The organism is Citrobacter sp. Cm038 (assembly GCF_030333105.1).
In the GTDB taxonomy this organism is placed as follows: domain Bacteria; phylum Pseudomonadota; class Gammaproteobacteria; order Enterobacterales; family Enterobacteriaceae; genus Citrobacter; species Citrobacter murliniae.
In genome coordinates this window covers 1,052,850-1,067,877 of record NZ_JAOWGO010000016.1, presented here as the reverse complement: position 1 = coordinate 1,067,877, position 15,028 = coordinate 1,052,850, and the positions used below count along the sequence as shown (strand labels likewise).

Annotated in this window: 8 protein-coding genes; 7 read left to right on the top strand and 1 reads right to left on the bottom strand. The window is 48.9% G+C overall.

What is annotated here, in order from left to right; genetic code table 11:
- Positions 1 to 134: 134 nt before the first annotated feature.
- Both OGY01_RS07400 and OGY01_RS07395 read left to right on the top strand, forming a co-directional pair.
- Positions 135 to 2,249 carry a putative bifunctional diguanylate cyclase/phosphodiesterase gene (locus OGY01_RS07400; RefSeq protein ID WP_286492831.1) on the top strand — a complete coding sequence of 705 codons (2,115 nt, stop codon included), beginning with the start codon at positions 135 to 137 and terminating at the stop codon, positions 2,247 to 2,249.
- A gap of 163 nt (positions 2,250 to 2,412) precedes the next feature.
- On the top strand, positions 2,413 to 3,645 hold the full coding sequence (locus OGY01_RS07395) for a GGDEF domain-containing protein (RefSeq protein ID WP_286492743.1): 1,233 nt from the start codon (positions 2,413 to 2,415) through the stop codon (positions 3,643 to 3,645).
- Positions 3,646 to 3,656: 11 nt separating this feature from the next.
- Here OGY01_RS07395 and smrA read toward each other — a convergent pair whose 3' ends face one another.
- Complete coding sequence (gene smrA / locus OGY01_RS07390; protein WP_286492741.1) at positions 3,657 to 4,220, bottom strand: DNA endonuclease SmrA; 564 nt, start codon at positions 4,218 to 4,220, stop codon at positions 3,657 to 3,659.
- 200 nt (positions 4,221 to 4,420) lie between these two features.
- On the opposite strand from smrA, the gene ogt reads away from it, so the two are divergent.
- From ogt to OGY01_RS07365, 5 genes are all read left to right on the top strand, one after another.
- Positions 4,421 to 4,936, top strand: coding sequence for a methylated-DNA--[protein]-cysteine S-methyltransferase (gene ogt / locus OGY01_RS07385; protein WP_045442884.1), 516 nt, complete (start codon positions 4,421 to 4,423; stop codon positions 4,934 to 4,936).
- A gap of 194 nt (positions 4,937 to 5,130) precedes the next feature.
- Entirely contained in the window at positions 5,131 to 5,883 is a 753-nt protein-coding gene (fnr, locus tag OGY01_RS07380) for a fumarate/nitrate reduction transcriptional regulator Fnr (protein ID WP_003020397.1), read from the top strand.
- Positions 5,884 to 6,508: 625 nt separating this feature from the next.
- Positions 6,509 to 11,833: a peroxidase family protein gene (locus tag OGY01_RS07375; RefSeq protein WP_286492739.1), complete on the top strand. Its 5,325-nt coding sequence runs from the start codon at positions 6,509 to 6,511 to the stop codon at positions 11,831 to 11,833.
- Positions 11,834 to 11,843: 10 nt separating this feature from the next.
- Positions 11,844 to 13,583 carry a type I secretion system permease/ATPase gene (locus tag OGY01_RS07370; RefSeq protein ID WP_200013276.1) on the top strand — a complete coding sequence of 580 codons (1,740 nt, stop codon included), beginning with the start codon at positions 11,844 to 11,846 and terminating at the stop codon, positions 13,581 to 13,583.
- A 2-nt stretch (positions 13,584 to 13,585) separates the two neighbouring features.
- The gene (locus tag OGY01_RS07365) at positions 13,586 to 14,920 is read left to right on the top strand and encodes an HlyD family type I secretion periplasmic adaptor subunit (RefSeq protein ID WP_052369278.1); all 1,335 of its coding nucleotides are present in this window, start codon (positions 13,586 to 13,588) and stop codon (positions 14,918 to 14,920) included.
- The last annotated feature ends 108 nt before the right edge of the window (positions 14,921 to 15,028 follow it).

The window sequence follows — 15,028 nt, the reverse complement described above, 5'->3', positions numbered from 1 at the left end:
ATGGGTATTGGCTTGCTATGCATGCTTCAACTAATACTGCGGGTAAAAAAATAAGAGCGCTCCTGGTTTTACCAGGTTAACTGGACAAAACCTGCTAAATTTATCATCACGGCTTTTTTTCGATGGGTAGTATGATGTTGCACGTTTCGTGGGACCCTGTATTGATTGGGATTTCCTTTGTTGTCGCTTTTATCGCCTCTTTTATTGCTCTCGATAGTGCGGGCAAAGTTGCTATATCCAGTCGACGAGAATCTACCTTCTGGCGACTATCTGGTGGAGCAACGTTGGGCATGGGGATCTGGTCAATGCATTTTATCGGCATGCTGGCCATGAAAATGAACATGCCCATAAACTATCACGTTCCCCTCACCGCCTTTTCTTTCTTTATCGCGCTTGCCAGCGCAACCCTCGCTATTAATATTGCGATCTCTGGCAAGACGTTATCGATAAAACGGCTTACCATCGCGACAAGCGTATTGAGCACCGGCGTGGTGACTATGCATTACGTCGGCATGGCCGCCATTATCGAGCATGCCGCCATTACATGGGATTACTCGCTTATACTGCTCTCGGTGATCATTGCTGTTGGCGCATCGGGAGTCGGTTTATGGCTTGCTTTTCATTTACGACAAAATACCCGACGTGTATTGATTAACCGACTTATTGCCGCGCTGATTATGGCGCTGGCAATCGCCTCCATGCATTATACCGGGATGGGGGCGGCGACCTTCACGCACGCAGGGCACGGTCAGAACGACGGGATCGGTACGCTTGAATTGTCCATCTGGGTGTCAGCCATTACTCTGGTAATTCTGGGTATTATGCTGGTTATCTCGATGGTGGACTCTCAACTGCGTACATCCCGGTTGGCTGACAATCTGCATCAGTTAAACTGCCAGCTTGAGCATCAGGTACACTTCGATTCTTTGACCGGCCTGGCTAACCGTGCGCAATTCGACGCCTGTTTGCAGGCCTGCCTGCGGCATTCCAAACTCCATCAACAACGCTTTGCGCTGGTCTTTATCGACCTCGATCGGTTCAAAGTCGTCAATGATACCTGGGGGCATCACATTGGCGATCAGCTACTGATTGCCAGTACTCAACGGATCTATACATGCCTTGATGACACCATGACACTCGCAAGACTGGGGGGCGATGAGTTTATTCTTCTGGTGCCCGACAGTAACAAAGATGCTATCTCCGCCCTGCTTACCCGAATTGCCAGTGTCATTAAAGAACCTTTTACACTGTTCGGACGCACTATCAGGGTCTCGTTAAGTGCAGGAAGCAGTATTTATCCTGAGCACGGTTCAACGCTGCATGAGCTCAAAGTGAAGGCAGACATGGCGATGTACCATGTCAAACAGGCTGGCAGAAACGGCTGGGCGCTTTATTCACCGGAAATGGAGACTATTGCCGCTACGCCTCCCACCTTTTTACAGGAACTGTCGCAAGCGCTTGAGCGGAATCAATTTGAGTTGTGGTATCAGCCGAAATATACCGCAGGCGATCATTCGCTGGCCGGTTTTGAAGCGTTACTGCGTTGGCATCACCCTGAGCGCGGTGTGCTGTTGCCTGCTGAGTTTCTGCCTGCACTTGAGGAAACAGGTCTGATACTTCCTGTTGGTACCTGGGTTCTCCAGCAGGCCTGCTTCCAGTTGCATCAGTGGAAATCTCAGGGTCATGGAGAGTGGACTCTCGCGGTGAATCTCTCACCCGCGCAGTATGAACAACATGATATCGTCGATATTGTCTGCAACGCCCTGGCACAATATCAACTTTCACCTGCGCAATTAACACTGGAACTCACTGAGAGTACCGCGCTTAAAAATCTCAAACGCAGTGTGGAAGTATTGAATGCCTTTTCTGCTCTTGGGATCATCGTTTCTATTGATGATTTCGGCACTGGTTATTCAAATATATTGATGTTGAAATCTCTCCCGGCCCGGGAATTAAAAATCGACAGAATATTTGTTAAAGATATTAGCGAAAACAACAAGAACACAAAAATCGTGTCTACTATTATTGACATAGCCCAATCCATGAATATGTGCGTTGTTGCTGAGGGAATAGAGACTCCGGAACAGGAAGCGTTGCTAACCCAAATGGGGTGCGGAGTATTACAAGGTTTCCTGTTTGCTAAGCCGCTGCCAGCGCACAGAATCCATGAGTTGCTGCAAACAGAAAGTACCGTTAAAACTAAACCAATCTTACAGCCATTATCTCACCGTCAATCAATAACATTGTGAGCGTGAACAATAAGAATTAGAGCCTGGCCCAGTAGGCGTACATTATTGCAGCCAATTTAGAACTCTGTCAGGGGCCAAAATGGCAAATAAAATAACCTAATGGAACAGGCTCTTATTCGCCCTTAAACCGGCAACACAGCATATAAAGATAACGGGATTATCGATGAGCACAACTGAACTGCATTCACTGGATTTATTAACCATTCCGGTCTGGATCGTTTTGCCCCACACCGAAGAGCTGGTGTTCGCCAATGCCGTTGCGCGGGAAATAATGCCTGAGCCGAGCTTTTCCCGACTCAGGAGGGGAATATTCTCGACCCATGCCCAGGCGGATTTGCCGATGTATCTCGGTGATTTGAGAAATCATCACGACATTGTAGAAATTATCACCGTTTATAGGGATGGCGCGGAAATAGCACTGTCCTGCCGCCTGTCTATAAGAACTCTCGCCAACGTTGGTGATGTTATCCTTTTTGAAGGTATTGAGACCCCCAGCGCACAGGGGCTGAAAGCCAGTCGTTCCGCTACCTATCAGCGTAAGAAACAAGGGTTTTACGCGCGTTTTTTTCTGACAAACTCAGCGCCGATGTTGCTCATCGACCCCTCACGCGATGGGCTTATTGTCGATGCGAATTTGAGCGCGTTAACTTTCTATGGCTACAGCCATGACGTGATGTGCCAGAAACACACGTGGGAAATAAATATGCTGGGCCGCCATATACTACCGGTAATGCACAAAATAGCGCATTTGCCTGGTGGCCATAAGCCCTTACATTTTGTTCATAAACTTGCTGATGGCAGCACCCGTCACGTACAAACCTACGCCGGTCCCATTGAGATTTACGGCAACAAACTCATGTTGTGCATCATTCATGATATTACTGAACAAAAGCGCCTGGAACAGGAGCTGGAACGGGCAGCCCTTCATGACGCATTAACCGGGTTACTTAACCGCAGACATTTTTATCAAATTACCGAGCCCGAACAGACACACGCTATATCATTAACTCAGGATTACAGCCTGCTGCTGATCGACACCGATCGGTTTAAGAGCATTAACGATCTCTTCGGTCATTTAAAAGGAGATGAAGTGCTTTGCGCTCTGGCTCGCACGCTGGAATCTTGCGCGAGAAAAGACGATTTGATTTTTCGCTGGGGTGGTGAAGAGTTTGTCTTGCTGCTGCCTCGTACGTCTCTGGATGTCGCCATTAATCTTGCTGAGGTGATACGCGCTACGGTAGCCAGGGTCACTCTTCCTGGTCTGCCCCGCTTTACCGTGAGCATCGGCGTGGCACGTCACGAAGCTAACGAAAGTATTGATGAGTTATTCAAGCGCGTGGACGACGCGCTATATAAAGCCAAGAATGAAGGCAGGAACAGAGTGCTGGCAGCCTGAGGTTGAATCAGTTAGCGGCTACGTTTCGCGTGACGTTCCCAGTTATCCTGTTTTGCCTGCGCCGTTTTACGTAACGCAACATAACACGCTCCACTGCCACCATGATGCGGCAGTGCGGTGCAATAGGCCTGCACATCGTCAAACTCCGTCAACCAGCGCGCCACGTAGCTGCGTACAATATTGGCATGGGAATTATCGTCACGTCCCTTGCCATGAATAACCAGTACGTTACGCAAACCATCCTGTTGTGCCTGAAGAATAAAGCTGAATAGCATCTGACGGCATTTTTCGATGGGCTGACGCAGAAGGTTGAGGCTCGCCTGCTGAGGATATTTTCCGGTACGCAACTTGTCGATAACGCCATGCTGCAAACCTTCGCGACGAAACTCCAGTGGTACGCTTAGAGGTACGATATCGAGGAAGCCTGTCGAGAGGTAATTATCTAATTGCAGTGTATCGATACGTGCCGGAGTGCGCAGGTTACGTACAGGTTGCCAGTGAACATCAGCGCAGCCTTTCAAAGGTTCAACATCCCCCATTGCCTCAAGAAACAGCGATGCATCATCAAGGTTCATGTTTCATCCTCCAGCGTTTTTGCGACGGCCATTATCATAACCGCGCAGTATTACACGGACAACGGTTTACGGTAATTTCCAATAATTCGCATAGATAACGAGGGGTTCAATAGTGGATCTAAGGGGGTATAGCTGTGTATATCAATGGCGTGATATTGTGTGATCCCGCTGAATTGCCGCGCCTGTAATGAGAGAAACGGATGCTGAATTTACTTGAAGACACTATCGCAACGCCACTGGGGCCACTGTGGGTTATTTGTGACGAGCAGTTTCGCCTGCGCGCCGTGGAATGGGACCAGCACCGTGATCGCATGGAACAACTGCTGGATATTCATTATCGTACTGAGGGTTATCGGCGTAGTGCCGTCAAAAATCCCGGCGGGTTGAGCGACAAGCTGTCAGACTATTTTGCAGGAAACCTTAGCATCATTGACTCACTTGAAACCGCGACCGCGGGAACACCTTTCCAGCGGGAAGTATGGCAAGCACTACGCACAATCCCGTGCGGACAGGTGATGCATTATGGACAACTGGCAGAGAAGTTGGGGCGTCCTGGTGCAGCCAGAGCCGTTGGTGCCGCGAATGGTTCTAATCCGGTGAGTATCGTTGTCCCCTGCCATCGCGTTATTGGACGTAACGGCACAATGACAGGATATGCTGGTGGTGTGCAGCGAAAAGAGTGGCTGTTGCGCCACGAAGGCTATTTGCTTCTCTAGGATCCAGGCAATAAATGCCTTATTCATCACACTTCCACATATAACACCCTCAAATAAAATGCGGTTAATCAGATAGATACAAACATTCAACCAGCTTATGCCTGAATTATTCTCTATTGGGAGTAGCTCAGGCTTACGTGCTCACCAAAAAGATGTTAAAATTGACAAATATCAATTACGGCTTGAGCAGACCTATGATCCCGGAAAAGCGAATTATACGGCGCATTCAGTCTGGCGGTTGTGCTATCCATTGCCAGGATTGCAGCATCAGCCAGCTTTGCATCCCGTTCACACTTAACGAGCATGAGCTTGACCAGCTCGACAACATCATCGAGCGCAAAAAGCCTATCCAAAAAGGACAGACGCTTTTTAAAGCAGGTGATGAGCTTAAATCACTCTATGCGATCCGCTCCGGTACGATAAAAAGTTATACCATTACCGAACAGGGCGATGAGCAAATTACCGGCTTTCATCTGGCTGGCGACCTGGTTGGTTTCGATGCCATTGGCAGCGGCCATCACCCAAGTTTTGCCCAGGCGCTTGAAACCTCAATGGTATGCGAAATTCCGTTCGAAACTCTGGACGATCTGTCCGGTAAGATGCCTAACCTGCGTCAGCAGATGATGCGTCTGATGAGCGGTGAGATCAAAGGCGATCAGGACATGATCCTGTTGTTGTCAAAGAAAAATGCGGAAGAGCGTTTGGCGGCCTTTATCTACAATCTGTCCCGTCGTTTCGCACAACGTGGCTTCTCACCTCGCGAATTCCGTCTGACAATGACTCGTGGCGATATTGGTAATTACCTTGGATTGACGGTCGAAACTATCAGTCGTCTGTTGGGTCGATTCCAGAAAAGTGGCATGTTGGCGGTAAAAGGCAAATATATCACTATCGAGAACAGCGATGCGCTGGCGGTCCTTGCCGGCCACACACGAAACGTTGCTTAATCTTTCAGGTTAACCTTCTGTCAAATCGTTAAATTTCCCGATTTATTGATTTGGCAGGAGGTTCTCTCCTTTTTCACATAATCCCTTCCCTTTTAAAAAAAGCCTTCAACAGTACAGACGTTTATTACAGTCTGCTGTTTCATTTTTTATTTTCTTTTTAAGCCCGATTCAGTGTAAAAATAATTTGACATCAATTGAAATGTAAAGAAATGAAAATTTAATCTTATTCATAATAAAGTATGAGTGAAGTCGGTCCAGGAAAATCCATAGTTATGATCATAACAAAAATGTAATGTGAGATAAAAACCCCAACAAATTTAAACATTGCAAGACATCGTCTTCTTCACCCCCTGTGCCTTGAATATGCCTGCAGATTCAATGGGTCAGGGCTGCCTGCAACTCGCTGAAACCGAATTCATAAGTGAGGTGAATGTATTATTGCGACCGGTATAAAGCTCAGGAGAATACCTCTAATTACGTAGTTAATATTTTTAGTCATTAAATAAATGGACTTAAAAGACGTAATAACAATTAAGCATCAAATACGACTCATTCTCATGTCAATTTGTAAACAGAAGAATTGAGTGATGATAGCTAAATTAAGGTAAAGATAGGGGTAATTATTATGGCCTCACAATATGACTTTACTGTCACACTGCACGATCTCGCTTTTATTCTCAAGCAGATCAAAATATCAGAAGCCGCAACTAACCCTGACGGCACCATCAATGGTGATGAACTTCGTGAGTTAGTCTCCAGCCCATTGTTACCGTATGGGCTACGCACTGTTGATGGTTCATGGAATAACCTACTGCCGGGTCAGGAGCTATACGGTTCAGCCGATCAGACTATGCCGCGGTTAACAGCACTGAACTGGCAGGACGCAGATCAAATGACCAGTTACACCCAAATCGGTGGGACGGTTATTGATGCTGACCCTCGGGTTATCAGTAATTTAATATCTGACCAAACGGCATCTAACCCGGCTGCGTTGGAAGTTTACAACTCATTAAAAAATGCTCCCGGAGGAGGAACCACTTCGGAAAATGGCAGTTTGTCCATTCCAAACCAGTCTCCAGATATTGGTCTCTCCCCTGCTTTTAATGGCTGGATGACCTTTTTTGGTCAGTTTTTTGACCATGGGCTGGACTTAATACCAAAAGGAGGAAATGGCATTGTCTTCATTCCGTTGCAACCCGACGATCCTTTATACGTAAAAGGATCGCCGACAAATTTCATGGTATTAACTCGGGCACAAGTTGATGAAAACCATGAAACTGTAAACCTCACCACTCCATTCATTGATCAAAACCAAACCTATACCTCCCACCCTTCGCATCAGATTTTTATCCGTGAGTACGTATTAATCGACGATAAACCGGAACCTACTGGTAATTTATTAGGCGGAGTTAATGGCGGACTGGCAACCTGGGCTGATGTTAAAAACCAGGCCGAAAGTTTGCTGGGAATTAAACTCACCGATCAAGATGTTTTTAATGTTCCACTTCTGGCGACTGACCGCTACGGTAATTTGATTTTAAGTGAAAATGGTAAAGTACAGATTGTTACCACTGGCGGGTTAGTCGAAGCTAACGGTGGTCTATTACCGGATGGAACGCTCCGAACCGGGCATGCTTTTCTCGATGATATTGCACATACTGCCGCGCCAAAATCAGGTCTTGTGGCTGATAGTGATAATGCCATTGGGGGTGAACAACCTGCCGGCACCTATGATAACGAACTGCTCGACCGCCACTTTATCACCGGAGACGGACGTGGTAACGAGAACATTGGTTTAACCGCTGTACACGCAGTATTTCACAGCGAACATAACCGCCTGGTCGAACAATATAAAACTACCCTGCTGGAAACGGGTGATATTGATCTTATTAACCAGTGGCTGATGCCGTCACACCAAATTACTGAGCTACCAGCAGATACCAGTACCCTGGTCTGGAATGGTGAGTATCTATTCCAGGCGGGGCGCTTCTCCACGGAAATGCAGTATCAGCACCTCGTTTTTGAGGAGTTTGCGCGTACCGTACAACCCGCTGTCGATCCGTTTGTCTTCTCTAATACGGCGGATATTAATCCACTGATTTTTGCTGAGTTTGCGCATGTGGTTTACCGTTTTGGACATTCGATGCTCACAGAAACCGTGGCCCGTACCGACATCGATATGCAAAGCGGGGATATCGGCCTGATTGCCGCGTTCCTAAACCCGGTTGCATTTAATGAAATTAACGGTGTCACCGTTACTGACGATCAGGCGATCGGCGCAATTGTGCGTGGCATGACGCGGCAGGTTGGCAACGAAATTGATGAGTTTATTACTGATGCCCTGCGTAATAACCTGATTGGGCTGCCACTTGATTTAGGTGCGCTTAACATTGCCCGTGGCCGGGATACGGCAATGCCGACATTAAACCAGGCCCGCGAGCAGTTCTTTGAATTAAGCGGAGACTCTCAGCTACGGCCATATACCAGCTGGGCTGATTTTACGACGTACCTGAAAAACCCCGCTTCAATCATCAACTTTATGGCGGCCTACGGCCAGCATGAGTTGATTCTTAACGCCACCACCCTTGAAGGTAAACGCGCGGCGGTAAACTTTTTGTTGTTTGGTGATGCCAACAACTCCCCGCCAGCTGACGCAATGGACTTCTTCAACAGTACCGGTGCATGGGCCACCAAAGAATCTGGCCTGAATATGGTCGACTTCTGGATCGGTGGTCTGGCGGAACGTAAAAACGAATTTGGCGGGATGCTCGGTTCGACCTTCAACTTTGTTTTTGAAACACAAATGGAAATGTTGCAGGACGGCGACCGTTTCTACTATTTGAGCCGCGTTCAGGGGCTTAACTTGCTCAATGAACTGGAGGCGAACTCTTTTTCCGCCCTGGTGATGCGTAACAGCGACCTCGGTGAAAACGGTTCCTCTCATCTCCCCGCCAACCTCTTCCAGACGCCAGATCATATCTTCGAGGTGAACCGTGTACTGCAAACGGAAATAGATCCTAAATGGGGTAACCCACTGAAAGATTTGCTTTCACCTTTACTGGTACGTCGTGATCCCGGTGCCGATGTGAACGGTGATGGTTTTGCGGATGGTGGTTACCTTAAATATACCGGCGACGGACACGTCGTGCTCGGTGGTACCACCGGAAACGATACGTTAATCGGTGGTAAAGGTATCGACAGCCTGTGGGGTGACGGCGGTGATGACCGTCTTGACGGTGGCGATGAAGCGGATGTGGTCCACGGCGGTGACGGTAATGACATCATTACAGACACCGGTACGCCCGTTGGCGATGCCGACTTCCTGCATGGGGATGCCGGGCACGATGTTATTTTCTCCGGCAACGGTAACGATCTGGTCTTTGGCGGCACTGGCAGTGACTTCGTGGTGGTAGGCGAAGATGCACAGGAAGTCTTCTCTGGGCAGGATAACGACTTTGCGCTGGGAGGATCGGGTGGCGACTTCCTGCTGGGTAATGAAGGCGACGACTGGCTGGAAGGTGGTGACGGATTTGACACGCTCGCTGGTGATAACTCTGAGTTGTTCTTCAACAGCACTATTATTGGTCATGATGTCCTGAACGGTCAGGGTAACGACACTGACTACGATGGTGAAGCCGGTGACGACATAATGGTTCAGGGCGCGGGCATTCAACGAAATAATGGTATGGCGGGTTTTGACTGGGCCATCCATAAAGGCGATCCGAACGGCGCTAACTCTGACCTCGGGATCCCTATTTTCGTGAACCAGCAGGAATTTATTCTGCGTGACCGTTTTGACCTGGTTGAAGGGCTATCAGGATGGAAACATAACGATGTGTTAACCGGCACTGAACAGCCCATCGGTACGGCCCCGGTTCAGGGTGTTCCTCTTTCCAACAACCTGACTCAGGAAGGTGCGGACAGAATTGACGGTCTACAGGCTATCCTGGGCGTAGAGCGTTCCGCTAACCCTGATACGGTTCTGCTGAATCCTGATGATGGTAGCGACATTTTACTCGGTGGCGGCGGCAGCGACCGTATAACCGGTAAGGCTGGTAATGACATTATCGATGGCGATGCCTGGCTGAATGTGCGCATTGCCGTAACCGGTATGGCAGGTCTCACCAGTGCCGAGAGTATGGCCGAATTGAAATCTTACATGCTGGCTGGAACGTTGAAACCGAATCAACTGTCAATTGTGCGTGAAATCTTGCATGACGGTGATGGCACAGAAACGGATGTTGCGGTGTACCGTGACATTAGCAGCAACTATGCCTTTACCCGTATGGCAGATGGAAGCCTCCGGGTCGACCACGCAACACCAGATGCCGCCTTAAATCTTAATGATGGTATTGACCGTTTACTGAACATCGAAAAACTGGAGTTTGGTAACGGCGAACAGTTATGGGTAACGGCGCAAAAAGCGACTGGCGACCTTGCAATCAATAATGCTGTACCTTCTGTGGGCGACTTACTGCGCGTTAATCTGGCGAACTTGTTAGATGGTAACGGCCTCGCGGCGGATGTGGCAATCACGATGACATGGCAGGCATTTGTTAACGGCCAGTGGCGGGATCAGGCAACCGGGGTGGAGTTCAGAGTGCCGGGATCTATTCAGGGTGCTCCGCTGCGCGTCGTCGCCAGTTTCAACGATCGGATGGGCGATGCTGAAACCTTAGTATCAGCGCAAACCCAGGCGATCATGCCACGCAATCAGGCGACAACCGGCGTGCCAGTGATTAATGACCTGACGCCGACTGAAAGCCTGACGCTTACCGCCGTGGTATCAGGCATCGCTGATGCCGACGGCCTGAGCGGAGGCAATTTCACCTACCAATGGAGAATGAGTTCCCCGACCGGATTCGTCAATATTATCGGCGCGACATCGGCCACCTACACCCCCGGTCAGGCGATGGTTGGACGGACGTTACAAGTGGTTGTCACCGTCATTGATGACGAAGGTAACCCCCCTGTTGTTCTGACATCAACAACTACTCAGCCTGTTGGCGACCTCATTGTGGGAACTAACGCCGGTAACACACTGACAGGTACTGCATGGAGTGACATTCTGCGCGGTGAAGGCGGTAATGACACCCTGCTTGGACGTGCGGGTGATGACCTGTTAGTTGGCGGGGCTGGTAACGACACGCTCTCTGGTGAAGCAGGACAAGACACGCTGCAAGGTGATGCAGGAAACGACATGCTTGATGGTGGTCTGGGTGCAGACAGCATGACGGGCGGATCCGGAGATGACACCTATATCGTCGATGATTTTGGTGACGTAGTTATCGAAGGTATTAATGGCGGGACGGATGTTGTCCGAACCAGTCTGAGCAGTTATGACCTGAGCGATAACGTTGAAGAACTGGTATTTACCGGAACCGGCAGTTTTATCGGTACGGGGAACGGGATTGCCAACATCATCACAGGTGGGGCCGGTAATGACCAACTGTTTGGTATGGGGGGCAACGACCAGTTGTTTGGTGGCGTCGGAAATGACTTCCTTGATGGTGGAGATGGCGCCGATAACCTGCAGGGTGGAAACGGTAACGACGTCATGATTGGCGGTGCCGGTGCCGATACGCTCTCCGGTGGGAACGGCGACGATATCCTCAATGGCCAGGAAGGAAATGACAATCTGGATGGCGGTGCCGGAAATGACATTTTTGCCTTCGGATCAAACTTTGGGCAAGACCGCATTACCGGCTTTGACAGTAACCCAAATGGCGGCCAGGACTATCTTGATCTGGTATTCCTTGGTATCAACGCGGGTAATTTTGCCAGCAGCGTTGCCATCACCGGAAGCAATGGCAACACCATCGTGACCATCGGCGCTGACACCATTACGTTAGTGGGCGTGAATTCAACCACCGTTAATATCGGTGATTTTTACCTGGAACTCCCAACCACACTTGCCAGTAATAACGGCAATAGTTCATTGATCGTATAAGGAGAAGACCATGTCGCGCCAGCATACGCCAACAGAACTGAATGATGCATTAAAAGGAACGAAACCCACTTTTCTTGTACTGTTATTTTTTAGTTGTGTGATTAATATGCTTATGCTGGCGCCGGCAATTTATATGCTACAGGTTTACGACCGTGTTCTGGTGAGTAAAAACACCACCACATTGTTAATGTTAACCTTATTGATTGTCGGCTTATACATCATCATTGCCATGATCGAATCTGCCCGTTCAAAGGTTATGGTTAGATTGGGTAACCGGCTTGATGTGAAATTGAGCCAACTGATTTTTAATTCGGCCTTTAAACGAAAAGTTGCCACCGGTGACAACAACCCCGCGCAGTCTTTAGCGGAGCTTGACCAGATCCGGCAATTTCTCTCCGGCAATAGCTTGTTTGCGTTACTGGATATTCCCTGGACGCCGATTTATCTATTTATCGCTTTTATTGTCCATCCCCTGTTGGGATATCTTTCGCTCGGTGGAATAACCCTGTTATTTATTCTGACGCTGGTATCAGAAATTGCCACCAAACGCCCTATCCAGCAAGCCCATGCGTTAACTATCACTAATGCCAGTAAACTGAATAAACAGTTGCAAAACTCCGATGCTATCGAAGCTATGGGAATGCTCTCCACCCTGAAATCCAACTGGCAGGAGCAGCATAATAAAGTACTGGTACTGCAAACACAGATAGCAGATAAAACGGCGGGATTAAGCAGTCTGAGTCGTTTTGTTCGGGTACTGCTGCAATCTATTGCGCTGGGTGCCGGTGCCTTACTGGTCATCGGCGGCCATATTACTCCGGGCCTGATGATTGCCGCGTCCATTATTCTTGGGCGAGTCCTGAACCCGGTCGAACAGGTTATCGGAAGCTGGAAACAGTTCGTGCAATTTCGCAGTGCGTGGCACCAGTTATCAAACCTGCTTAAAGAATACCCGGCGCCCAAAGACGTACTGCCCCTGCCGCGACCCAAAGGGAATATCAGCGTTGAGAGCGTATTCGCAGCGGCACCAGGCCAGCATGCTCCGCTATTGCGTAATATCTCATTTCAGCTCGAACAAGGGGAAGTGCTGGGGATTATTGGCCCCTCGGCATCAGGAAAAACATCGCTGGCTAAAGTTCTGGTTGGCGTCTGGAAACCGTTATCGGGAAAAGTCAGGCTGGATGGCGCAGATATCTGCCAGTGGGACAAAGAATTGCTCGGCCCCTCGATTGGCTATCTTCCACAGGATGTTGAACTGTTTGATGGCTCTATTGCGCAAAATATCGCCCGCTTCACGAAAAATGATAGCGAACTGATTGTCGCTGCGGCGCAACTGGCAGGTGTACACGAGATGATCCTGCGTCTGCCCCAGGGATACGACACGTTACTGGGCGCTGGCGGGCACCAGCTCTCTGGCGGTCAACGCCAGCGCATTGGGCTGGCGCGCGCAGTCTACAATAACCCTGCATTTATTGTACTTGATGAGCCGAATGCCAATCTTGACGACGCCGGTGAATTCGCCCTCGTCAAAGCTATTAATACCTTGCGTACACAAGGGCAAACCACCGTCATTATTTCACACAGACCCACACTACTCGGCGTGGTCAATAAGGTATTGCTTCTTAATGACGGAGCCATCCAGGAATTTGGTACCCGCGACCAGGTTTTTGCCAATCTACGGCAGGCCAATATATTAAAACCGGTTGCAACGTCTTCTTCATCCAACAATGAACAAAAACGCGAGGCATGAAGATGAAAAATAAAGACAAAATTGCTGACCATACTGACGCTGCCGGTGTTGATACTAATATCTGGACGCCGATTATTCGCGGGATAATTGTCATTGCCCTCGGTGTAGGTGGCTTCTTACTGTGGGCGATTCAAGCCCCTCTTGATGCTGGTGTGGTCGCGGACGGCACGGTGACGGTCTCGAGCAACAGGAAGACAATTCAACATCTGAGCGGCGGACGGGTAACCGATATTTTTATTAAGGAAGGTGACGTCGTTAAAAAGAACCAGGTGTTAGTGCGTCTGGATAAAATGCAGCTTGATATGCGCTTCAGCGCATTAAATGCCCAATATATTTCAGCAAAAAGTATTGAAGACCGGTTACTGGCGGAAAGAGATGGTCTGGAGGCGATCGCTTTTAATGAGGCACTGACACAACAATTTTCCGGCAATAAACGTCTGGCTGATGTCAGAAACCTGCAAGCCAAACTCTTTGATACGCGACGTAAAACAATCCAGGATGAATTATCGATGATTCAGGAAACTCTCGATGGCCTGGTGGGACAAACGGATAATTTAAATAAAATAAAAGGCTATCGCGATCGCCAGTTCAATCTGATTAGCCGGGAATTAGGCGCTATTCGTGCGCTGAGTGAAAAAAATTATTATCCCAAAGCGCAATTGCTGGTGCTTGAGCGCGAGGCCGCTGAAATATCCAGTAGTGTCTCAGAAGACATTCTGAACATTGCCAGGCTCAAATCACAACAAAATGAATTGAAAATTAAAGCCTATCAGGTGCGTCATCAATATCTGCGGGAAGTAGAGTCTGAACTTACCGAGAATCAGAAAGAAGTGGCCATGCTGGAAGATGAACTGGTTTCAACCCGACATGAGCTGGATAACACGGAAATTCGCTCCCCGATTAACGGTATCGTGCTGGACGTTAAAGTCAGTACCGTCGGAGGAGTTATTCAGCCTGGCGAACATCTGATGGATATTGTCGCCGCCGGACAACCGATGCAAATCGATGCCAAAATACCGGTGCATGCCATTGATAAGCTGGCGCCGGGATTAACAGTGGATGTTCTGTTCCCTGCCCTTAACCATGCACTTTTGCCGTCAGTGCCTGCCCGTGTTCTGACCATCTCGGCTGATCGACTAATCGATGAAGCCACTCAGCAGCCCTATTATCTTGCAGAAGTGCAGGTTTCTTCTGAAGGTGCGCGATTGTTGGGCGATTACAAAATTAAAGCGGGGATGCCCGCCAGCGTGACGATAAAAACCGGAGAGCGGACATTTTTAAGCTATCTGTTCAAACCGCTGATCGCCCGCCTGGAACTGGCATTTAAAGAGTATTGATTAAGCGTAAGGAGGCATGGTGTTCATTAGCAAGCACCATGCCTGTTTATGCCATTGCTGGTTGCCCGGCTTTCTTGTAACCTTTCGCTTCGCAAGCCTGCTGCGCTA